Origin of the sequence: Alistipes communis, assembly GCF_006542665.1 — a bacterium.
Classification (GTDB): domain Bacteria; phylum Bacteroidota; class Bacteroidia; order Bacteroidales; family Rikenellaceae; genus Alistipes; species Alistipes communis.
Genome location: NZ_AP019735.1, coordinates 897,188 through 921,332, shown reverse-complemented (window position 1 = coordinate 921,332; position 24,145 = coordinate 897,188). Strand labels below are relative to the sequence as shown.

14 protein-coding genes are annotated in these 24,145 nt (G+C 61.3%); 13 read left to right on the top strand and 1 reads right to left on the bottom strand.

Annotated features, from left to right (window positions below):
* The 10 genes from FMF02_RS03755 (at position 1) to FMF02_RS03710 (ending at position 17,025) form a co-directional block, all read left to right on the top strand.
* Positions 1 to 1,818 (top strand): FAD-dependent oxidoreductase, encoded by a 1,818-nt coding sequence (locus FMF02_RS03755; protein ID WP_019131527.1) that lies wholly within the window; start codon positions 1 to 3, stop codon positions 1,816 to 1,818.
* Positions 1,819 to 1,929: 111 nt separating this feature from the next.
* Complete coding sequence (locus FMF02_RS03750; RefSeq protein ID WP_141412254.1) at positions 1,930 to 3,489, top strand: sodium:solute symporter family transporter; 1,560 nt, start codon at positions 1,930 to 1,932, stop codon at positions 3,487 to 3,489.
* A gap of 17 nt (positions 3,490 to 3,506) precedes the next feature.
* Positions 3,507 to 4,550 carry a zinc-dependent alcohol dehydrogenase gene (locus tag FMF02_RS03745; protein ID WP_141412253.1) on the top strand — a complete coding sequence of 348 codons (1,044 nt, stop codon included), beginning with the start codon at positions 3,507 to 3,509 and terminating at the stop codon, positions 4,548 to 4,550.
* Positions 4,537 to 5,430 carry a PfkB family carbohydrate kinase gene (locus FMF02_RS03740; protein WP_019131524.1) on the top strand — a complete coding sequence of 298 codons (894 nt, stop codon included), beginning with the start codon at positions 4,537 to 4,539 and terminating at the stop codon, positions 5,428 to 5,430. Before FMF02_RS03745 ends, FMF02_RS03740 begins: the two co-directional genes overlap by 14 nt.
* An 11-nt stretch (positions 5,431 to 5,441) precedes the next feature.
* Positions 5,442 to 6,773: a histidine phosphatase family protein gene (locus FMF02_RS03735; protein ID WP_141412252.1), complete on the top strand. Its 1,332-nt coding sequence runs from the start codon at positions 5,442 to 5,444 to the stop codon at positions 6,771 to 6,773.
* Positions 6,770 to 8,437, top strand: a complete 1,668-nt coding sequence (locus FMF02_RS03730) for a metallophosphoesterase N-terminal domain-containing protein (RefSeq protein ID WP_141412251.1) — start codon at positions 6,770 to 6,772, stop codon at positions 8,435 to 8,437. The genes FMF02_RS03735 and FMF02_RS03730 overlap by 4 nt, the downstream gene beginning before the upstream one ends.
* Positions 8,438 to 8,662: 225 nt before the next feature.
* Positions 8,663 to 10,486, top strand: coding sequence for a hypothetical protein (locus FMF02_RS03725; RefSeq protein WP_141412250.1), 1,824 nt, complete (start codon positions 8,663 to 8,665; stop codon positions 10,484 to 10,486).
* A gap of 24 nt (positions 10,487 to 10,510) precedes the next feature.
* The gene (locus FMF02_RS03720; RefSeq protein ID WP_244611624.1) at positions 10,511 to 13,579 is read left to right on the top strand and encodes a SusC/RagA family TonB-linked outer membrane protein; all 3,069 of its coding nucleotides are present in this window, start codon (positions 10,511 to 10,513) and stop codon (positions 13,577 to 13,579) included.
* Between the two features lie 12 nt (positions 13,580 to 13,591).
* Complete coding sequence (locus FMF02_RS03715) at positions 13,592 to 15,400, top strand: RagB/SusD family nutrient uptake outer membrane protein (RefSeq protein ID WP_141412249.1); 1,809 nt, start codon at positions 13,592 to 13,594, stop codon at positions 15,398 to 15,400.
* A gap of 89 nt (positions 15,401 to 15,489) precedes the next feature.
* Entirely contained in the window at positions 15,490 to 17,025 is a 1,536-nt protein-coding gene (locus FMF02_RS03710) for a calcineurin-like phosphoesterase C-terminal domain-containing protein (protein WP_229090173.1), read from the top strand.
* Positions 17,026 to 17,142: 117 nt separating this feature from the next.
* On the opposite strand, the gene FMF02_RS03705 is transcribed toward FMF02_RS03710, so the two are convergent.
* A complete protein-coding gene (locus tag FMF02_RS03705; protein ID WP_141412247.1) occupies positions 17,143 to 18,312 on the bottom strand; it encodes a glycerophosphodiester phosphodiesterase in 1,170 nt (389 codons plus the stop codon).
* Positions 18,313 to 18,618: 306 nt separating this feature from the next.
* Here FMF02_RS03705 and FMF02_RS03700 point away from each other — a divergent pair, with 306 nt between their 5' ends.
* The 3 genes from FMF02_RS03700 (at position 18,619) to FMF02_RS03690 (ending at position 24,143) form a co-directional block, all read left to right on the top strand.
* On the top strand, positions 18,619 to 19,188 hold the full coding sequence (locus FMF02_RS03700) for an RNA polymerase sigma-70 factor (RefSeq protein WP_019131516.1): 570 nt from the start codon (positions 18,619 to 18,621) through the stop codon (positions 19,186 to 19,188).
* Between the two features lie 90 nt (positions 19,189 to 19,278).
* Complete coding sequence (locus FMF02_RS03695; protein WP_019131515.1) at positions 19,279 to 20,214, top strand: FecR family protein; 936 nt, start codon at positions 19,279 to 19,281, stop codon at positions 20,212 to 20,214.
* Positions 20,215 to 20,549: 335 nt separating this feature from the next.
* Positions 20,550 to 24,143, top strand: coding sequence for a TonB-dependent receptor (locus FMF02_RS03690; protein ID WP_244611623.1), 3,594 nt, complete (start codon positions 20,550 to 20,552; stop codon positions 24,141 to 24,143).
* The last annotated feature ends 2 nt before the right edge of the window (positions 24,144 to 24,145 follow it).

The window sequence follows — 24,145 nt, the reverse complement described above, 5'->3', positions numbered from 1 at the left end:
ATGAACACGAACAATTCGGTCATGGCGCTCGCCACGACCTTCGCCGATCGGGGCGACTGGACGGTCGAACAGCAGTTCGTCCTCCAGATGGGCTCCTCCTATCTGCTGGCGCACGGCATCGGCACGCCGCTTCAACGCGATGCGGTGACGACCGTCGAAGTACCCGCCGACGGCGAGTACAATCTGCTGGTGCGTACCAAAAACTGGACGAAACACTGGTCCGACGGCCCGACGCCGGGCATCTTTCAGGTGCTCGTCGACGGTGTGGCCGACGCGGCGACCTTCGGCACGGACAAGGTCGACTGGTACTGGCAGCGGGGCGGCAAGATCGCTCTCAAAAAGGGCAAGCACACCCTCGCACTGCACGACCTGACGGGCTTCGACGGCCGCTGCGACGCCGTCGTGCTGACCACTTCCGACGAAATGCCGGGCGATTCGCTCGATGAGTACCGCGCCCTGCGCGCACGGTTGCTCGGCCCCGAAACGCCGGTGGACAAGGGCGAATTCGATTTCGTCGTGGTCGGCGGAGGCATTTCGGGTATCTGTGCGGCGTTGGCGGCCGCCCGTCTGGGCTGCAAGGTGGCGCTCGTGCAGGATCGTTACGTGCTGGGCGGCAACAACTCGTCGGAGGTGCGTGTCGGACTGGGCGGCCAGATCAACGTCGATCCCTATCCGTCGCTGGGTTACCTGCTCAACGAGATCGGCCCCGACCGCATCGGCAACGCCCGCGGCGCCCACCACTACCAGGATGACAAGAAGCTCAAAGTGGTGCTCGCCGAGAAGAATATCACACTTTTCCTGGGTTATACCGTCACCGAGGTCGAGAAGATGGGCGACACGATCCGTTCGGTCGTAGCCGTCGAGGCGACCGAACAGAACCGGATCAAACTTTCGGGCAAACTCTTCTCGGACTGCACGGGCGACGCCTATCTGGCTGCCATGGCGGGTGCCGAGTGCCGCATGGGCCGCGAAGCCCGCGCGGAGTTCGGCGAAAGTCTGGCTCCGGTCGAGGCCGACGGCTTCACGATGGGCGTCTCAATCGAGTGGTACTGCGAGGACTGGAACACCCCCTGCACCTTCCCCGATTCGCTCGACTGGGGGCTGCGGCTCGACGAGTACACCGTCGAACCGGTGCACCGCGCCAACTGGTACTGGGAGGTCGGTATGCGCGACGATCAGGTGGCCGACGCCGAGAAGATACGCGACTACGGCATGTACGTCGCCTATTCGACCTTCTCCTACTGCAAGAACCGCTATTCGAAGAAGGAGGACTGGACCTGCACGCATCTGGTGTGGGTGTCCCACGTCTCCGGCAAACGCGAGTCGCGCCGCGTCGTGGGCGACTACATCCTGCGCGAGCAGGATCTCACGCGCCCGATCCGTCACGAGGACGAGACCTGCACCACCACGTGGCGTATCGACCAGCACTATCCGATGGAGAAGAACTCGCAGCAGTATCCCGGTGCCGAGTGGCTGTCGGAGGGCGTGCTCACGCCGATCGATTTCTACGCACTGCCGTACCGCTGCTTCTATTCGAAGGACGTGCGCAACATGTTCATGGCGGGGCGCAACATTTCGGTGACGCACATCGCGCTGGGTTCGACCCGCGTCATGCGCACCTGCGGCATGATCGGCGAGGTGGTCGGCATGGCCGCTTCGGTCTGCATGAAGCGCAATGCGCTCCCGCGCGACATCTATACGACCTATTTCGCCGACTTGCAGGAACTCATGCGCAAGGGGACGGGACGCACCGACGTTCCCTACACCCAGTTCTATCACCAGGTGGACCGTACGGGCCATCAGGCCGAAGACAGGTAGCGGACTGCCGGCGTGCGGCATGACACCGCACGCCGGCGGATCGCATCCGTCCGCGCGACGTCTTGCCGCGCACCCCGAACCAACCTACTAATCCGACCTAAACCTTGCCGAATGACTTTTATCGACTGGACCATCATCGCCGTTTTCCTGATCGGACTGACCCTGATCGGCTTCCTTTTCTCGAAAAGCAACAGGAATCTCGAAGACTATTTTCTGGGCGGCCGCTCGATGCCTACGTGGCTCGTGGCCTTCGCCGCCACGGGAACCTCGATCAGCGCGGGCACCTTCGTCGGCTCGCCCGAACTGGGGTTCAATACCAACCTGACCTACCTGATGCTCTGCGTCGGGGCGATCCTCGGCGGCACGCTCGTGGCCCTGCTGGTGCTGCCGAAACTCTACAACGCCAATACGATCACCATTTACGGCTACCTGGGCGACCGCTTCGGCGATTCGGCCAAGAATTCGTCGAGCGTCATGTTCCTCGTCGGGCAGCTCTTCACGTCGGGTTCGCGGCTCTTCATCGCCGCGATCGCCGTGTCGGTGATTCTCTACGGCAGCATCCGGTTCGAGTTCCTGATGTATTCGATCATCATTCTGGGTGTCGTCAGTACCGTTTACACCATGGCGGGCGGCATCAAGGGGCTGATCTACATCGATACGATCCAGATCCTGCTGGTCATCGGCACGGGCGTCGTGGCGCTGTTGTTCATCTATTTCTCGATGACGCCCCACATGAGCCTCGGCGACATCTTCGCTACGCTCGCTTCGGGCGAAGTCAAGAATGCGGCGGGCGAGTGGGTCGCGGGCAACAAGTTGCAGATCGTCGATGCGTCGTGGCGCATGGACGTGCCCTATAATCTGATGGGCGCGCTCGTCGGCTGCACGATCTTCAAGTTCGCCCAGTTTTCGACCGATCACGAATTCGTGCAGCGGCAGCTGACCTGCAAATCGGTGAAGAAGGCGGGCGTGTCGCTGGTCTATTCGCAGATACTGAGCCTGCCCATCGTGCTGATCTTCCTCTCGATCGGACTGCTGTTCTACGTCTCCTATTCGACGAGCGCCGACCCTGCGGCGATCATGCAGTACAAGAACGACGCGCGCGACATCTTCCCGCAGTACATCTGCCGCTCGATCCCGACGGGCGTGCGGGGCATTATGGTCATCGGCCTGCTGGCCGCCGCGCTGTCGAGTTTCAATTCGGCGATCAACGCCATGGCCAGCAGCTTCGTCGCCGACATCTACATGCCGCTGCGCAAGCGTATGGGACATGCGATCACGTCGGACAGCGACCAGATGTCGTCGTCGAAGAAAATGGTGGTGCTCATGGGGACCGTGCTCACCGGTTTTGCGATCGTCACGGCCGTCATGCAGGAGAAGAGCGGGCTGAACCTGGTCGATTTCGCTACGGGCGTGATGAGCTTCTCCTACGCCGGGATGCTCGGCGTCTTCCTGTGCGCGCTTTTCACCGGACGGGGCAATACGCGGAGCGTCGTCGCGGCGCTCGTCGTCGGCCTGCTGGTCGTCCTGTTGCTGCAACCCTATGTGCTCGGCCCGTTGAGCGAATGGCTCGTCGGCCGCCGCGTAAACATCGCGTGGCCGTGGTGGTGCCCGATCGGCGGTGTCGTCAGCTTCGCCGTCTGCTGCCTCGGCAAGAAGAAAAATGAAAAATAATTAGTAACTTTACAACCATGAGACAAGTCGTTTTGACCGCCCCGAAACAGATCGAATTCAGGGAGGTCGCCGCCCCCGAGGCGGGAAACCTGAAATCCGACGAGGTGTTGCTGCGCATTCTGCGCATCGGTATCTGCGGCTCGGAGATACACTCTTATCACGGACAGCATCCCGCCACCTTCTATCCGGTGGTGCAGGGGCACGAGTATTCGGCCGAGGTGGTGGCCGTGGGCGGTGCGGTGCGCAAGGTGAAGCCGGGCGACCGCGTGACGGGGCGTCCGCAGCTCGTCTGCGGCGAGTGCAACCCCTGCAAGCGCGGGCAGTATAACGTCTGCTCGAACCTGCGCGTCGAGGCCTTCCAGGCCGACGGCGTGGCGCAGGACTACTTCGTCATCCCCGAAGAGCGCGTCGTCGCGCTGCCCGAAGGGATGTCGCCCGACTACGGCGCGATGGTCGAACCGACGGCCGTGGCAGCGCACGCCACCAGCCGCCCGCGGGCGTTGGAAGGGCGCAACGTCGTCGTTTCGGGCGCCGGGACGATCGGCAATCTGGTGGCGCAGTTCGCCCGTGCGCGCGGTGCGAAGAGGGTGGTCATCACCGACGTGAGCGACTACCGGCTTTCAAAGGCGCGCGAATGCGGCATCGAGCGTACGCTCAATGTCGCCAGGGAGCCGCTCGACGGGAAGATCGCTGAGTTGTTCGGCGACGAGGGCTACCAGGTGGCCTTCGAGTGCGCCGGCGTCGAGTCGTCGGTGCGGTCGCTCATGGCTACGGTCGAGAAAGGCGGCGACGTCGTCATCGTCGGCGTCCATGCCAAGGATCCCGCCGTGAGCATGTTCCATCTGGGCGAGCACGAACTGAACCTGATCGGCTCGATGATGTACCGCCACGAAGACTATCTGAAAGCCGTCGAGGAGATCTCGGCGGGGCGTATCCGGCTCGCGCCGCTGGTTTCGAACCGTTTTCCGCTGGAGAAATATCGGGAGGCCTACGAATTCATCGACGCCAACCGCGAAACTTGTATGAAGGTGCTGATCGATCTGGAAGATGGGAAAGCCTAAGATCGTCGGTATCGGAGAGTTGTTGTGGGACGTGCTGCCGGCCGGGCGGAGGCTCGGCGGCGCGCCCGTCAACTTCGCCTTCTATGCGCAGGAGCAGGGTGCCGAGGCGTGCATCGTAAGCGCCGTAGGGCAGGATGCTTCGGGCGACGAACTGCTCGGCGGCATCGCCGCGCTGGGACTCGGCGTGCGGGCCGTGCAGCGCAACGCGCATCCCACGAGTACGGTCGAGGTGACGCTCGACGCAGCGGGCGTTCCCGCCTACCGCATCCGCGAGCAGGTGGCGTGGGACTACATCGAACGCACGGCGGAGGCCGATGCCGCCGTAGCCGGCGCCGCCGTGGTCTGCTGGGGGTCGCTGGCGCAGCGCAACGCCGTGTCGCGCCGCACGATTCTCGCGCTCGTCGACGCCGCGCCGGTCGGGTGTCTGCGGCTGTTCGACATCAACCTGCGCCTGAACTATTACGACGAACGGATCGTCCGCGACTCGCTCGAACGGGCCGACATCCTGAAACTCAACGAGGACGAACTCCCCGTCGTGGCCCGTTTCTTCGGGCTGGAAGGTGCTGCGGAGCGGGTTGTCGCGCAGCTCGTCGAGCGCTTTTCGCTCCGTTACGTCGTCTTCACCGAGGGCGGCAGGGGCAGCCGTGTGACGGCCGCCGACGGCCGCACGTCGTACCTCGCCACACCCCGCGTCGAGGTGGCCGACACGGTCGGCGCCGGCGATGCATTCACCGCCACGTTCGCCGCCTCGCTCATGCAGGGGCTTCCGATGGAGGAGTGCCATCGCCGCGCGGTCGCGGTCGCCGCATTCGTCTGCACCCGGCACGGGGCGATCGCGCCGCTGTCCGAATTCATGAAAACCGAAATTACGAACCGTTAACCAACCGATCCATGAACTTTATTTCCATTTTTCGCCGCCTGTTCCTTCCGCTCGTCGTCCTGCTGCTGGCTGCAACGGCCGATGCGCAGAGCGCCTACGACGAAATCAAGGCGGACATCGACAAGGCCGGAGGGGTCTATTTCATGTACCCCTTCGATACGCCGTCGGCGACGCCTGCTCCGAAAGGGTACGAGCCTTTCTACATCAGCCACTACGGCCGCCACGGCGCCCGTTACATCCTCTCGAACGACCAGTACGACAACGTGGCCGAGGTGCTGCGCCGGGCGCGCGCCGACGGCAAGCTGACGGCGCGGGGAATCGACGCCTGCGACCGGTTTCTGGCGATCTATCCGCACCTGAAAGGGCGCGCCGGCGATCTGACGCCGAAGGGACAGATGCAGCACAGGCGGCTGGCCGGGCGGATGTATGCCGCCTATCCCGAAATTTTCCGCCGTCATCCGCGCATCGAGGCCTATTCGACGGTCGTGCCCCGTTGCATCATGAGTATGGCGGCCTTCTGCGAAGGGTTGAAGGAGGCCGATCCGTCGTTGGAAATCTTCACGGAGACGAGCAGCGTGAACATGTACTACCTCAATCCGCACTCGACGGGCAATCCGGCGGGCACGGCGGAGGATTTCCGCTACAAGAGCGCCGACGCCCCCTGGCGGCCGGAGTGGCGCCGTTTCTGCGAGGAGCGCATCGACGTCGAGACCATTCTGGCGCGCCTGTTTACCGATACGGCCTATGCGCGGTCGATCTGCGATCCGCTGAAATTCGAACAGGATCTCTTCTCCGTGGCGGCCCACATGCAGTGTACCGATCTCGACGAGTCGTTCTACGACCTCTTCACGTTCGACGAACTGTGCCGTTTCTGGGAGTGCGACAACTATACCTATTATGTCGAGAAAGGGCCCGATCCGCGCAACCGCGGGCGCGGCACGGCGCTGGCCGAGACGTTGCTCGACGACATCGTGTCGCGCGCCGGCGAGGATATGGCCGCAGGCGAACCGTCGGTGCGCCTGCGTTTCGGCCACGACGGCTGCATCATGGCGCTGCTGACGCTCATGCGGATCGACGGCTGGACGACGCCCGTTACCGATCCGGCGAAGATCAAGGACGTATGGCAGGTTCACCGGATCCCCATGGCGTCGAACATGCAGTTCGTCTTCTACCGCAACAAGAAGAATCCCGACGACGTTCTCGTGCGGGTCTTGCTCAACGAAAAGGAACTCCGTCTTCCGCTTCCCGGCGACCGGGCTCCCTACTACCGGTGGGAGGATTTCCGGGATTTCTATGCCGGAATCGTACGGGAAGCCCGACTTAAACTCGAAGCCACGAAATGAAACCGATTCGCAAAATGCGGCTTTTCGCAGCCGCACTGGCGGTCGCCTGCCTGCTGGCGGCGACCGTCCGGACCGTTGCCGCCGGACGCGGCAAGGCCGTACTCACGGGTGTCGTCTACGGCGACGGAGCGCCTCTGGCGGGCGTCTGCGTGTCGGACGGCGTGCAGTTCGCGACGACCGACGCCGCCGGCCGCTACCGCATCGAATCCGACAAGTCGGCGGGCTTCGTCTTCGCCGTCACGCCGTCGAACTGGGTCGCTGCCGAGGCCGACGGCGTCCAGCCGCTTTTCTGGGCGGCGCTCGACGAGGCGGATGCCCGTGACGAACAGCACGACTTCCATTTTGCAAGCGTCGATCAGTCGCGCTACACGGTGATGTTCTTCACGGATCTACATCTGACCAACTCCTCCGAAAAGCGCGATCTCGATCACTACCGCAGCATCGCGCTGGCGTCGATCTCCGACGAGGCGGCGCAGGCGTCGGCGCGCGGACCGGTCTACTCGCTCAATTTGGGCGATCTGTCGCACGATCTCTATTGGTATCAGTACGATTTCGACGTTTCCTCGGCCAAACGTTTCCTCGAACAAAACGGTTTTCCGACGTTGCTGTACAGCATTCCGGGCAACCACGACAACGACGGGGCGACGCCCGCCGGAGCCGGTGTCGACCGTCGTGCCGAACATCTTTATCGCCGTACGTTCGGCCCGACCTACTATGCGATGAATATCGGCGACGTGCATTGGATCATGATGGACAACATCATCTATAAGAATACGCCCGGCAAGGGGAAGAAAAACGTCGGTGTAGTCGGCGCCCGAGACTACGACAAGGGGTTCACGCCCGAACAGCTGGCGTGGCTTCGGCGCGACCTGGCGACGGTCGACGCCTCGAAAACAGTCTGCCTCTGCACGCACTGTCCGGTCTTCTTCGACCGCGACCGCCGGACGCTGCTGACCGACCGCAGTCAGGTGGATTCGCTCGATGCGCTCTTCTCGCGCTTCGAGCGGGTGCATATCTTTTCGGGACACGCTCACCGGACGCTCTATACGCAGGACGCCGACTACCCGCGTTTCGACCAGTACGTGCTGCCCGCCACGTCGGGCGACATGTGGGTGGCGAACAACGATTTTCAGGCGTTGTGTCCCGACGGCAGCGATGCGGGGTTCGTCGTGGCGAGCGTCGACGGCGGAAAGTTGCGCTGCGACTACCGCACGCATCTCTACGACCGCAAGGTGTTGCGCGCCTACGATATGAATGCCGTGGGCGAATACTACCGTAACGACAGTCTCGTCCGCGTGCAGCGACGGCTCTATCCCGACCGTGCCGACTACGGTCGCGAGGAGTATGCGAACTGCGTCTACGTCAACTATTGGGGGTATCTGCCGGGGCATCGGGTCGAACTGTTCGAGGAGGGGCGCTCGCTCGAAGTCGTGCAGGTCGAAGACGAAGACCCGCTCTACAACATCAGCCACTACCTGCCCGAACTGGCACGGAAACCCGTCTTCAAGAAGGGCGATGCCAGGGTCGTCAGCCACCACATGTTCGCCGCCAGGGCGCGGACGGCGACGGCTCCCGTCGAAATCCGGATTACGGATGCCGACGGCGTTCTCCTGCACAGGGAGACGCTCGAACGTCCCAAGAAATTCGACAAGGAGGCGCGGTAATCTCTCCGTTCTTTTTTGAATATTGCTAATCGGTTGTTTTATATCCGATTAGCGATATTTATACCCGATTTGTTGAAACGTTACAACTAAAACGAATTCTGCTGCGATAAGAATTAGCTGACTTTAAGAAATTATATTCCCTATTGAAACGTTTCAATTTTCACTTTTTTTCATACCTTTATGAACCGACTAACCAATTCACATTACTAACCAAACACTTATCGTATGATCCGAAACTTACTACCATGGACGGCGGGATGCCTTCTGGCGGCATTCTCCGTGTCGTCGTGCGAGAGCGACGACGTCGACTACGGACCCATTTCGGCGGCTATCGAGATCGGCGTGGAGGAGGTTACGCCGAGCTCCGCGAAGATCAGGCTGACGACCGAACAGGAGAACGTGGCCTCCTACAAGATCGTCAAGCCGACGCCGATCTCCGAATTCGAGTATGCGGCCCACGACGCCATCGACCGTCTGGCCTTCATCGAGGAGCGCGGCGAAGCGGCCGAGGCTCCTTTCGAGCAGACGTTGGCCGGCCTGATGCCCAAGGTGGAGTACTCCTTCGCCGTGGTGGGACTCGACGCCTCCGGCCAGCGGATTACAGCTCCCACGTTCGCACGTTTCACGACCGCTTACGCTTCGTCGCTGGTCGAAGCCCGCTTCGAGACGAATCCCGACGAGACCTTCACCTTCACGGGCAAGATCACGCCGAACGCTTACACGGTCTCCTACCGCTACATTTTCGACAGCGACCACAACGAAGCCACCGAGGCCGAGCTCAGGGAGCTGCTCGAAGCCGGCGGCAGCGGCGTGAAGACCGACAAGGGCGTCAAGGAGCTGGAACTCGTCAAGTCGGACAAGACGGGCGTCACGCTGGCCGTTCTCTCTTATGACGATGCGAACCGTCCGGGCGAATTCACCAGTACGTTCGTTTCGACCGAGGACATGGCGTCGGTGATCGTCGACGGCAAGGAGACGCAGCTGGCCCGTCCGACCGAGGGCGTCGACATCTTCGAAGGAAAGGTCGCCGTGCCGGCCAAGTCCGGGTTTACGGTCGAAATCAACAAGGTCGCCTACGGATTCGCACCTTACAGCGGCAACGGCGGCGTGGGCAAGGTCGAGAACATGATGTCGGCCGCACCCTATTACAGCAGCAGTACGATCGCCGATTCGCGCGGTTACGACTGCAAGATGGCCGTAGGGCGGATGGCCGCGACGGCCGACGGCGGCAATGATTTCTGGACGAATCTTTCGGAGGATGCACAGATCCTCGTCCGCGTCGATCTGACTTATGCCGACGGCACGCCGCGCTATTGGTTGGAACTGGTCGAGGCCGACGACCCGAATCTGCTGCTCGAACAGAATTTCGATCTCTTCGTCTGGGGCGGCGACTATACGTTGGCCTCCGGCGGCAAGGGGACCGCACCCGTTGCCGACAGCGAATCGGCGGCCGACCTCGACGGTACGGAAGAGGGTACCAAGGGCGGTGCGACCTACACGACTCCCAAACCCGATATTTGGAGCACGGCGGACGGTGCCGCCGACGGCGATGTGATCGCCGGCGATCTCTATCTGAAAAACCGGAATATGACGGGGTGGGAAGTCCGCCGCATCGCCGAGCATCCCGGGACGGTGCGTCTGAACAAGTCTGCATCGGGATCTCATAAGTACAGCGGTTATCTCAAAACGCCGAAACTGGCTGCCCTGACCGCCCCGACGAACATCACGCTCGAATTCGATATTTGCCGTTTCGCGGGCGACGGCGATATTTACATCACCGTCGAAGGCGCCGGAACGTATACCGCCGCTGCGGTCAATATCGACGGCGCTGCCGCCGCGACGACCGTCGCCGCTTCGGGAACGGATTTCGTAGTGACGAACGACTTGTGCTCGAAGCAGGCCAATACCGTAATAAACAAGCCGTGGTCGCATGTCGAGTTGTCGATCGCCGGTGCGACGGCCGAGACGCAGATCAAGTTCGACGGTTCGAGAGGCAAGGACTCCGCGTCGGATCGCTGTCTGTTGGATAACATCAAAATCACGAAGTAATCCGTCTACTTAACAAGACCTATCATGAATAAAATCAAGCATATAATCGTCCGTAGCGTACTCGTCGTCCTGCTCGTAGCAGTAGGGGGGGGGAATTTGTACGCGCAGAAATCGCAGCTTAGCGGTACTGTAAGCGATGCGGAGAATATCCCGCTCGTAGGCGCCTCGATCATCGTCGAGGGAACGCATGTCGGTACTACGACCGACGCCGACGGAGCCTTCCGCCTTCCTGCCGCTCCGGGGCAGCGACTCACCGTCTCCTATCTGGGTTACAAGTCCAAAACCGTAACCGTCGGCAGCAGGACCTCGCTGGACATCATACTCGAAAGCGACAATTCACTCATCAACGAAGTCGTGGTCGTCGGCTACGACACGCAGAAAAAGGTCAATCTGACCGGTTCCGTCGCGTCGGTCTCGGCCGAAGACCTCGCCAACCGTCCCATCGTATCCTCGTCGACCGCTCTCCAAGGCATCGCCCCCGGCGTGACCGTTACCACGCAGAGCGGAGCTCCGGGCGGCGACGGCGGCATGATCCGCGTGCGCGGTATCGGAACCTTCGGCGGTTCGAGCGCCGCGCCGCTGGTGCTCATCGACGGGGTGGAGGGCAGCCTCGATGCCGTCGACGCCACGCAGATCGACCAGATTTCGGTGTTGAAGGACGCCGCCTCGTCGGCCATCTACGGTTCGCGTGCGGCCAACGGCGTCATCCTCGTGACGACCAAGCGCGGCAAGAAGGGGCAGACGTCGGTCACCTACCGCGGTTACGTCGGCTGGCAGTCGCCCACCGACACGCCCGAAACGGTCAGCGCTGAGGAGTACATGATCCTCAGCCGCGAAACGTCGTTCAACGACGGCAAGGAGTCGATCTATACCGACGACTACATCGCCCGCTACCGCGAGAACAACCGCATCGATCCCGACAACTATCCGCTCACCGACTGGCAGGATCAGATTCTCACCGGATCGGGATTCACCCACAACCACAATCTCTCGCTGACGGCCAGCACCGAACGCGTGCGCGTCATGACCTCGTTCGGCTACCTCGACCAGAAGGGCATCATCAAGCGCACCGACTACCAGCGGTACAACGTGCGCAACAACATGAACATCGACTTCTCGGACAAGCTCTCGATGCGCTTCGACGTTTCGTTCGTCAACGGCGACCGCCGCCGCATCCCGCAGCAGAATACGCTGTTCAACTACATGAACACGCGCGACCCGCTGATCCTGTCGCGCTGGTCGACGGGCTACTGGGCCGGTCTGTCGGGCGGCAGCACCAACGTCCTGCCGACGCTCGAAGGCGAGGGAGGCAACGTGAAGAACAACACGATCCGCCTGAACGGAGCCGTGACGCTCACCTTCAAGCCCGTCAAGTGGCTGACGCTCGAAGGCATGGTCGCCCCGCGCTACGTGACGACCAACAACCATACCTTCGTCAAGAAGATGAAATTCTACTCCGATGCTTTCGGCACGGTGTCGAACAGCTCCAACGTCGCGTTCAACTACCTCGACGAGTCGGCTAACCGCTCGTTCTACGGCAACTACCAGTTCACGGCCGCCTTGCAGCATACCTTCGCGCAGAACCACAATTTCAAACTGTTGCTGGGCGCTTCGCGCGAGACCTACGACAACAAGACCCTTTCGGCGCACCGCGAGGACTTCGCCTATCCCGATTACGAGGTGATCGGCGCCGGCGCCGACAACGAGACGAAGGACAACGGCGGCGGTCATGCGCAGTGGGCGTTGCAGTCCTTCTTCGGCCGTCTGAACTACAACTTCAAGGAGCGTTACCTTTTCGAGGCGAACGTCCGTTTCGACGGTTCGTCGCGTTTCGCCAAGGGGAATCGCTGGGGTATCTTCCCCTCGTTCTCCGGAGCGTGGCGTCTGACCGAGGAGCCTTTCATGCAGGATGTACGCCGGACGCTGAGCGAATTCAAGATCCGCGCCTCCTACGGCCAGTTGGGCAACCAGAACATCGGCTCGAACTATCCCACGATCCAACAGCTGGACGTCAGCTCGATTTCGGTCAACGACGTCATCACCCCGATCGTCACGCAGACGACGCTGGCCAATCCCGACATTACCTGGGAATCGACCGAAATGTACGACGTGGGTATCGACGCCACGCTTTTCGACAAGCTGAGCGTCACGGCCGACTGGTATTACAAGAAGACCCACGATATTCTGCTTACGCTCGATATCCCGTCGATCATCGGTCTCGGCGCCCCCTATCAGAATGCCGGAACGGTGCGCAACGTGGGTTGGGAGGTCGCCGTCGGGTATCATAACAAGTGGCGCGATTTCTCGTTCGGCGTCGAGGCCAACCTGTCGGACGTGGTCAACAAGATCATCGACATGAAGGGCACCACGGGCGGCAGCGGCGCGATCCGCAATCAGGAGGGATCGGCCATCAACTCGATCTACGGGCTCAAATGCGTGGGAATGGCCCGCACGCAGGAGGAGGCCGACTGGGTGAACGAGAACTGTCCGCAGTACGGCGTGACGACCAAGCCCGGCGATCTGATCTATGCCGATATGGATGACAGCGGTACGATCGACGACAAGGACATGACGATCATCGGCAGCACGGTGCCGCGCTATACCTACGGCGTGAATCTCAGCTTCGGATGGAAAGGACTGAATCTGAGTGCCTTCTTCCAGGGTGTCGGCAAGGTCGACGGTTATCTGAGCTCCTATTACGTGCAGCCCTGCCAGCAGGGCGGAACCTTCCGCAAGGAGCATCTCGACCGCTGGAACGAGACGAATCCCAACGGCAAGTATCCCCGTCTGACGATGACCGACGCCAACAACTGGAAGCAGTCGTCGTTCTGGATGCGCAGCGCGGCCTATTGCCGTCTGAAAAATATCCAGCTGAGCTATACGCTTCCCAGAACATGGCTGAAAAAGCTGCGCATGAAGTCGGCGATGGTCTTCGTCAATGCGCAGAACCTCTTCACGATCACCGATTTCTATCAGGGCTTCGATCCCGAGGTGGCCTATTCGGGATCGGGCGACGGCGTGGAACTGGGCGCCGTGGCCTACAACTATCCGCAGGTGAAAGTAGTTACGATGGGTGTCGAACTGAAATTCTAAAAAAGCAGAATCATGTTAAAGAAAATAATCTATCTGATCGTATCGGGCGGCCTGCTGCTGTCGGGCTGCTCGCTGGATTACGAACCGCTCAACGGCCCCTCTTCGGGATCGTTCCCCGCGAGCGAGGAGGAGGCGATGGCAGGGCTCTACGCCGCCTACAAGGGGTTGGCGAACATGACGGTCAAGGAGACCCCCTTCCCCATGCGGATCAACGACTGCATCAGCGACATCGGCACCTACCGTACGGGTGCGGGCAATCAGATCAAGGCGATGAGCTCGACGCTGACGGCCGACAACACGATGTGCGAGAAGGTATACAAGACGGTCTACAAAATCGCCGGCCGCGTGCATCTGGTGCTGGACAATCTGGACAGACTGCGGGGCGTCATCCCCGAAGATAGGTTCAACCAGATCAAAGCCGAACTGCTCTGTATCCGCGCCTATTACTACGATTTGGGGTGCCAGTTCTACGGCGACATCCCCTTCATCGACCACCAGCTCGATCTGGACGATTACTCCGACTATCCGCGTATCCCGCGCGAGCAGGTGACCGCGCGGCTGTTGCAGGATCTCGACGACGACCTGCTCGATTACCTGCCCGTGCAGTGGAATCCGGGCACCTTCGGTACGACGCGCATCGGCCGTGTGGCCGCCTACGCCCTCAAAGCGCGCATCGCGCTGAACTGGGGGTTGTGGGAGGAGGCCGCACGCTGTTCGAAGATCGCCACGACGCTCGCCGAGGGCGTCTACGATCTCGAACCGCTCGACTGCACCTACTACGCTACCCACGCCGACGGCGAACCTTCGGCGGCCAATCTGTTCGGATTCGCCGGCCAGACCAGCCGCGAATGGTTGTGGGCGATTCAGTATAACCGTCTGATCAACTACACGTCTGCCACCTACTATGAAGCGCCTCGTATCCACGGCGGTTGCAGCTGGCTCGGCCCGTCGCAGGCGATGATCGACACCTTCCAGTGCACCGACGGCAAGCCGATCACCGAATCGCCGCTCTACGACTGGCAGAATCCGTGGGCGAACCGCGATCCGCGTCTCGATCTGTTCTGTCTGCGTCCCGACACCCGCCTGTGGGGAGTCCAGTACGACACCGACGTGCGTGTCGAAAAGGTGAAGGACTACAACCAGTCGACGGCGGGCAAAGAGGTGCTCATCAGCAACGCCGACGCCGTGGGCAACAAGAGCGAGTATGCGGCCAACGGCAGCAAGGGGCCCGGCGGTTATCTGTGGCGCAAGTACTCCGACAAGGGGATGATGGGACTGGTCAACGGTACGAAGACGGAGGACGACATCAATGCGGGAATCATCCGTTTCGCCGAACTGCTGCTCATCGAGGCCGAGGCCAACATCGAGTGGGACGGCGGCGATCTGGCGATCGCCGAGGCGAACATCAACCGGGTGCGCGCCCGTGTGAACATGCCTCCCGTGACCGACCGTTCGCGCGAGGGCTTGCGCAAGGCGCTGCGCTACGAGCGCAAGGCCGAACTGTGCAACGAAGGGTTCCGCTGGTTCGACATCCGCCGCTGGAAGATCGCTTCCAAGGCGGTCAACGGCCCGATGTACGCTCCGGGGTATTCGACGGTGCAGAATCCGGGAAACTACATCTCCAACGTCAAGCCTTCGTTCGATGACGACTGGGTGGTGACTTACGATCTTTCCGATACGTGGGACGGCAAGACGGGCAATCTGCGCGTGTTCCAGACGATGGTCTTCAATCCCGAAAAGGATTACCTCTGGCCGATCCCCTACACCGAGCTGGTGACGAATCCGGCGATCGGCGTCGAAAACCAGAATCCCGGTTATTGACGGTGTTCCACCGGTGCGGAGTCCGCTTTCGGGCGCTCTCCCGCACCGGTTTTTACCGATGAACAGTATAAATTTCAATAAACATGTATATGAGAACCAGATATTTCATTGCGGGCATTCTGCTTCTGGCGCTCTTCGCGGGATGTTCGTCGGATTCCGGCGAAGGCGACGCGCCCGGCGGCGGTTCGGGCGATCTCTACGGCTACGTTCGGGACGCTTCGGGGAGTGCGATCGAGGGGGTCGTCGTCTCCGACGGCTACACCTGTACGGTCACCGGCGCCGACGGACGCTATGCGATGCAGCGGCATCCGAACGCCTATTACGTCTACTATTCGACGCCGGCCGACTGCAAGGTCGAGGTCGACCCGTCGACGGGACTGCCGCTGTTCTACCAGAAGATCAGGAAATCGCAGCCGCAGTACGATTTCACCCTTACCCGTCAGGCCGAGGAGACGAAATTCCGCATGCTGGCCATCGGCGACCCGCAGGTGACCACCACGGCGCAGGTCTACCGTTTCGAGACGGAGACCGTCGCCGACATCAACTCCTACGTGGCGGCCCAGACGGACGGACTGCCCACCTATGCGATCACGCTGGGCGACATCGTGGGCAACAAATGGGAACTCTATCCCGATATGGTCAAGGCGATGGCGCGGAGCAAGACGTCGGTTCCCGTCTTCCAGACGATCGGCAACCACGACCACGAGTTTCCGCAGGTGACCGACCTCTCGGCGCAGCGTAGATACGAAGCCTCGTTCGGGCCGGTCAACTACTCCTTCACGCGGGGCGACGTCCACTTCGTCTCGATGGACGACATTATCCACAAGGCGACGGGCAGCGATGCCTACACGAGCGGTTTTCTCGACTGGCAGTTCGAGTGGCTGAAACAAGATCTGAGCTACGTGCCCAGGACGTGCGCCGTGGTGCTGTGCGTCCACATTCCGTTCCGCGGCGGATTCAACGGCGCGGGCGAGACCTATTTCGACGAGGTGCTGGAGCTGCTGGCGCAGTTCGACCGGGCGTGGATCTTCTCGGCGCATACGCACAACAACAAGACGAACTACACGCACGCGGTCGGTTCGAAAAAGATCCGCGAGTATATCCTCGGGACGTCGTGCGGCGCGTGGTGGCACGGTACGGTCTGCACCGACGGAGCGCCCAACGGCTACGGCGTCTTCGAGTACGACGGCACGTCGCTCACGAACATGATCTACAAGCCGACACGCTACGACGAGACCTTCCAGATCCGTCTCTACAACGGCGAAGACGTCTTTACGGGCGGTACGGCCAAGTCGTGGAAGTTCGATCTGCAACAGCCGAAGAACCGGCTGATGGCCAACGTCTGGAATGCCGACGATACGTGGACGATCGAGGTCTACGAGAACGGCGTGAAGACGGGCGACATGGCGAAGAAATCGATGATCGATCCGTGGTCGTCGGCCTATTTCTGCGGCTTCTGCGGTTTGAAGGAGAGCTACGCCAGCAAGAACGACCATATCTTTTATTATACGGTCAAGAGTCCCGGTGCCGCGCTGCGCGTCGTGGCGCGCGACGGTTACGGCAACGTCTTCGAGCAGACCGAGATCACGACGCCGCTCGAAGCGGACTATCCCGACGCCTATTGACCGCTCGCTACGGTCGGTAGTATTTAGTTCCAGCGAAGGAGGCCCGGCGATTCGCCGGGCCTCTGGCGTAGTTGGGCGGGATGCTGCGCTCCTCCTGTTTCCTCGCCGGATGGGGCGTTATTGTTCGAACGCTACGACCTTCGCCCGTATCGCCGTGAGGGTGATCCCTCCGGCGAGCGCCGTGATGCGCAGGGCGGGTGCGGCGTCGTGGAGCAGCACTTGGTGCGTGACGGTGCGCTTGTCGGGGACGTCGAGCGTGAAGGTTTGGCCGCCCAGCTCGATGCGGGCGCTGCCTTCGGCTTCCAGTTCCAGGTAGAGGGCGCCGAAGGGTACGGCGGGCAGCTGCCGTTTCGGGACGATGCTCTGCCCCTCGCCGAGGCGGATCGCGCCCTCGCCGGCCGATGCGGGGAGCACGAACCCGTCGGTCCGTGCGTACTCGGCGAGCAGCCGGCCCTGCCCGCGGTAGTCGGGCGCCAGGAAATCGGTCGAGACGAAATCGATGTCGTGGCGGTTGATCCGGTCGAAATGCACGAACTTGTCGGCGTGCGATTCGCACATCAGCCCCGCTGCCTTGGCCCGTGCGACCTGACGGGAGTAGTCCGCTTCGTCGAAGCGGGTGGCGCTGACGGCCACGATGACGTCGCCCAGCGCCTCGATCCGTTCGAACGTAGTCTGGTAGAGAATGCCCATCAGCCGCACGTCGTCGATGCCGGTGCGGCGGATGACGTCGTTCGCGCGGTTGTTGGAGGTGACGACGTAGCGGTCGCGTCCCAGTGCGGCGTCGGCCGCGGCGACGATGTCGCGGTAATGCCGTCCCGTCGGGTCGTAGAGTTTCGGCTCGATGAAGGTGTAGAGTCCGTTGCGGGCGCACTCGGCCAGATACTCTTCGAGCGTGGGGATGCGCGTCCGGCGGGCGGGGTCGGCGGCTTTGAGGATGTAGTCCGACCGCAGCTCTCGGAGCGTCTTGCCGGCGACTGCGACCGGTTCCGACAGCGGTGTGCCGTCGGCATGCAGGCAGGTGCGGTTGAGCGTGCTGTCGTGCATGACCACCAGCGCCCCGTCGGCCGAAAGCCGCACGTCGGTCTCGATGGCGCCGAATCCCGCCGCCTTTGCCAGCCGGATGGCTTCCAGCGAGTTTTCGCCCGCTACGGTGCTGCGCATGTTCACGCCGCGGTGGGCGATGAACACCCGTTTGCGGGGGCGTGCCGCGGAGTCGGCGGGGGTTTGGCACAGGGCCGTCGCACTCCATGCGAGCGCGGCGAAAAGGAACAGGAGCGTATTTTTCATGGTCGGAAATTTGTCGCCGGTGGCGGGTTGTCGTCGGTTTTCTCTCTTCGTTTTCTCGCTTCGGCACAGCCTGAACAAGTTCGGCTCTGCGCTCGGCTTAACGAAAACGTTCACAAAGATAATACGAAGCGGGTTCAGAGACAAATATATTTGTCTCTGTCGCGGGGGCGTTCCATCGGGTCGGACGCGTGCTTCGGCGGAGTTGCCGCAAAGGAGGTTCGGATTCTGTCCCGAGCTTTTGTCCGGAGAGGGCTGCAATCCGGAGAAAAAGGTAACATCGAATGAAAAAAAAGTTATCTTTGTAGTATGGACGGTTCGGAAAATAGGGATTGCGGTCTTTTTACTGTTCTTTTCGAACAGTACAGGGAGCCCTTTACGCGCTTCGCCAACTCGTTCGTCAGGGATCGCGCCGTTTCGGAGAACCTCTTCGTGGACGCGCTGGTCGATTACTGGCAGCGGCGCGGTTCGCTGCCCGAAGATACGAACGTCCCGGCCTACCTGCTCACGTCGGTGCGCAACAAGGCGCTCAATCACCTGCGCCATCAGCGTATCCGCGAACGGTCGTCCGACGAGCTGATGCGCCGCGCCCGCAGCGAACTGGACTTCCGTATCTCCTCGCTCGAAGATTTCACCACGCAGTCGCTCTTTTCGTCCGAGATTCATGAAATCGTCCGGCAGACGCTTGCCGAGATGCCGGCCCAAACGCGCCGCATCTTCGAGATGAGCCGCTTCGAGAACCGCCGCAATGCCGAAATCGCCGCCGAACTGAACCTTTCGATCAAGACCGTCGAATTCCATATCGGCAAGGTACTCAAAGTACTGCGCGTGCGACTGAAAGACTATCTGCTTTTCTTTTTCGTATTTATTTTGCGTTGAGGCGGATTTCCCGTTAGGGTATTTCCCGCCGTGCGTGTTATTACAGATAGAAGCGCCCGCCTCCGGTGCGGCGCCATAGTGAAGATGTGTATGGAACGCGACCTGTTATATCGTTATTTCGACGGCGACACGACCCCCGACGAGGAGCGGCGGATCATGGAGTGGGCGGAGGCTTCGCCCGAAAATTACCGCCTCTACCTCGAAGAGCGGCGGTTGTGGTGCGCATTGTTGCTCCATGCCGGACGACGGACGGCGCGCCGTCCCGCGCTCTGGCGACGGTTGGCGGCATGGCGCGTGAGCGGTGCGGCGGCCTGCATCCTGCTGCTGGTCGGCCTCGCGGGAATCTTCTTCGCGGGCCGCATGGTTCCCGACGGGCGGATGCAGCAGGTGGTCGTTCCCGCCGGACAGCGTGTCGAGCTGCGGCTCGCCGACGGTACGAAGGTGTGGCTCAATTCGAAGAGCCGGTTGGAGTATCCGTCGTCGTTCGGACGGCGTTCGCGTCGGGTGACGCTCTGCGGCGAGGGCTATTTCGAGGTGGCGCACGATGAGCGCAAGCCGTTTGTCGTCGAGACCGGGCAGTACGACGTGCGGGTGCTCGGTACGACCTTCAACGTCTATGCCTACGACAACGACCGTGCGGCGTTCGAGACGGCGCTGATGGAGGGGTCGGTCGAGGTTTCGTCGCGCAGCGACGCTTCGCAGCGGCTCGTGCTGCAACCCAACGAGGCGGCCGTCATGGCCGCCGACGGCCGCCTCGTGCGGACGCGCCTGACCGATATGGGGCGTTTCCGCTGGACCGAAGGGCTGATCTGTCTCAACGACGTTCCCTTCGGCGAGCTGCTCGAACGTTTCAGCGACTACTACGACATCCGCATCCTGCTGAAAAATCCCAAACTCTACGACGTGCGCTGTACGGGCAAGTTCCGGCAGAGCGACGGCATCGACTACTCGCTGCATGTGTTGCAGCGCTTCGTCAACTTCCGTTACACGCACGACGAAGAGCGGCATACGATCGAAATCCGATAAACGCCGTCTGCCGGACGGCGGAACATGAAACCGATTGAAAAACCAACGTTTTCGTTAAGCCGAGCGCAGAGCCGAACTTGTTCAGGCTATGCCGAGGCGAGAAAACGAAGAGAGAAAACCAACGTTTTCGTTAAGTCCGAGCGCAGAGCCGAACTTGTTCAGGCTATGCCGAGGCGAGAAAACGAAGAATGAAATTCAACCTGAACTCCCGATAGCCTATGAAGTAGAACGATCCCGAAAAAAAGAGACGGAGCGATGCGCCAACACCGCCCCGTCCGGCAGACTAACACCTGCGACTTACCTATCCAAGTATTAATCTTTTATTCTGCAAAAGTATGAATAAAAACGCCAGTGTCGGCATCCCGATGAAAAAAATATGCGGGCGCCTGACCAGAATCCTGTGTACCTGTGCGGTTTTCGTGTCGCTGACAGGTGCGGCCTACGCCCAGAGCGCTCCGGTGACGCTCGACAGGAAAAAAGCTCCCGTCAGGGAGATTCTCAACGAAATCGAACGGCAGACCGACTACCTGTTCGTATACAGCAGCGAACAGGTCGATTTCAGCGTCTCGGTAACCGCGCACGACGAACCCGTGCAGACGGTGCTCCGACGTATCTTCGAGGGCACGCCGATCCGTTTCACGCTCGAAGGAAAACATATCGTGCTGCGCAGGCAGCCTCAAACGGCCGCGAACGCCGCCGCGGCTTCGCCTGCGAAACAGACCGTCACGGGTACGGTGACCGATACGGCCGGCAAACCCGTCGTCGGCGCCACGGTGCTCGTCAAGGGCGGCACCGTCGGTACGACGACCGATGTCGACGGACGCTTCTCGCTCACGATCCCCGCCGGCAGTCCGCTCGAAGTGTCGTTCCTGGGCTATGCCCGGCAGGAGATCGCCACGGCCGGCCGCACGTCGCTCGACATCCGTCTGGAAGAGGACGCCGCGACGCTCGACGAAGTGGTGGTCGTGGGCTACGGTACGATGAAGCGGCGCAATTTGGTCGGAGCCGTGGATCAGGTCGACAGCCGGGTGATCGGCGACCGCTCGAACGGCAATCTGGCGCGCTCGCTTCAAGGCGAGCTGCCGGGCCTGAACATCTCCTTCTCCGACAGCAAGCCGTCGCGTTCGGCGTCGTTCAACGTCCGCGGCGAGACTTCGATCGGAGCGGGCGGCAATGCGCTGGTGCTCATCGACGGCGTGGAGGGCAGCATGGATGCGATCAACCCGCAGGACGTGGAGTCGGTCTCGGTGCTCAAAGATGCCTCGTCGACGGCCGTATACGGTGCGCGCGGCGCCTTCGGCGTGGTGCTGGTCACGACCAAGAGCCCCAAGCGGGGTGCCCCCGAGATCAACTACAACGGTTCGGTCACCTTCAACCGCCGTACGGTGATTCCCGACGTCATCACCGACGGCCTGACGTGGGTCAACTGGTGGAAGGATTCGTACAACGGTTATTACAACGGCTCGAAATCCCTGCTCAGCCATATCGACAGTACGGTGCCCTATTCGGAGGCGATCTATCAGGAGTTGATCCGGCGGCAGGCCGACCCGTCGCTTTCGCGGACCACGACGTTGGAGGGCGATTCGATGTTCGGATGGGCCTACATGGAGTCGACCGACTGGCTGGACTTGTTCTACAAGGACTGGAACCTCTCGCACGAGCACAACCTCTCGATTTCGGGCGGCAACGAGAATGCCGATTATTATGTGTCGGGCCGTTTCTACGACATGGACGGTATCTACCGCGTCGGCGACGAATCCTACAAGAAATACGATCTGCGTGCCAAGGGTTCGCTGAAAATCCGCCCCTGGTTCAAGGTGACGAACAACACCTCGCTGGCGATCATCGACCAGCACGAACCCAAGCACTCGCGCAACAATTTCGCCGTGCAGCGCGCGATCAACCATGCCGCCATGCCGCTCTCGCCGGTGAAGAATCCCGACGGCTCGTGGACGACGGCCGCCGCCATTTCGGGCTACGCCGCCTTCTCGGAGGGAACCTCCTACCGCAACAACGACTATGTCTATTTCCGCAACAAACTCTCGGCCGATATCGACATCGTCAAGGAGGTGTTGAAAGTGCAGGCCGACTACTCCTACAACTATACGACCCGCAAACGGATCGACGTTCAGAATCCGGTCAAATATTCGAAGAAGCCGGGCGTCTATCTGCTCGAATCGGAGTCGGCCGGTGCGTCGCTGTCGCAGGTGGACTACGACACGCGCTACCAGGCGGCCAACGCCTACCTGACCTATACGCCCAAACTCGGCGCCGACCACGATCTGACGGTGCTGGCCGGCTGGAATATCGAGGATCAGGTCTACAAGACGCTCACCGTTTCGCGCACGGGTTTCGTCACGCCCAACAAGCCCTCGTTCTCGCTGATGAACGGCGTGGCGGAGAACCCCACGGCGGGCGGAAACGCCTGGTCGTACGTCGGCGCCTTCTACCGTGTCAATTACGGCTACAAGGGGAAATATCTGGTCGAGGTGAGCGGCCGCTACGACGGATCGTCGAAATTCCCGATCCACTCCAAATGGGGCTTCTTCCCCTCGGCGTCGGTGGCGTGGCGCATCTCCGACGAGCCGTGGATGGGCTGGTCGCGCCGCGCGCTCGACAACGCCAAGATCCGCTTTTCGGCCGGTTCGATGGGCAACGGCAACGTGAGTCCCTATTCGTATACCTCCGAGATGACGGTCTCGACGGCCGACGACATCGTACTGGGCGGGTCGTATCCCTCCTATACGTCGGTGGGCAGTACGGTGCCCGTGTCGCTGACGTGGGAGAAGTCGACGACCTACGACGTCGGCCTCGACCTCGATTTCTTCAACAACCGTCTCTCGGTCAGCGGCGACTACTATCGCCGCTACACCACCGACATGTATACGGCCAGCGTCGCGCTTCCGGCCGTCTACGGAACGGGTTCGCCGAAGGGTAACAATGCCGAGATGAAGACCGACGGCTGGGAGCTGTCGCTCTCGTGGCGAGACTCGTTCAAACTGGGTGGAAAACCGTTCGATTACAGCATCAAGGCGATGGTGTGGGACAGCAAGTCTGTCATTACCAAGTATGTCAACGATACCGGTTCGCTGGGAACCGTCAAAGGCTTTATCGAGAACGGCGGTTCGCCCTCCTCCTACTATGTCGGCATGACCGTCGGCGAGATCTGGGGGTACACCGTGGCCGGTCTGTTCCGCGATCAGGCGGACATCGACTCTTCGGCCATTCACGACTTCGTACAGGCGTCGGACAAGGTGACGCGCCCCGGGCAGGTCAAGATCGCCGATCTGGACGGCAACGGCTTCATCGATCCGGGCAATTTCGCCGTCGACGACCACGGCGACCTGCGCATCATCGGCAACCAGTCGCCGCGCTACCGCTACGGCGTGAATCTCTCGGCCCGCTGGAACGGCATCGGATTGTCGGTCTTCCTGCAAGGCGTCGGCGCGCGGGACTGGTATCCGGGTTCCGATGCGGGCATGTTCTGGGGAAAATACGGCCGGCCGTTCTTCGCGCTCATACCGAGCATCCATAACTACACGGACGACATGTACAGCGCCGAGCGCAACAACTGGGATACGGCCTACTGGCCCCGCATGACGACCTACCAGTCGAACGGGACGAAGAACTGGACGCGTCTGCTCGAAATCCCCAATACGCGCTACATCCAGAGCGCGGCCTACCTGCGCGTGAAGAATATCCAGCTCGACTATTCGTTCCCGAAGCACATCTGTTCGGCCATTCGGCTGCAAGGGCTGAAAATCTACGTGAACGCCGAAAATCTCTTCACCTTCACGCCGCTGCACAAGTACGCTCCCAACTTCGATCCCGAAGGGCTGTCCTACGACTCGGACTTCGCATCCGCAGCGGACGGATACACCTATCCGATCCTGAAAAGCGTGACCGTCGGGGTCAACATCACATTCTAACG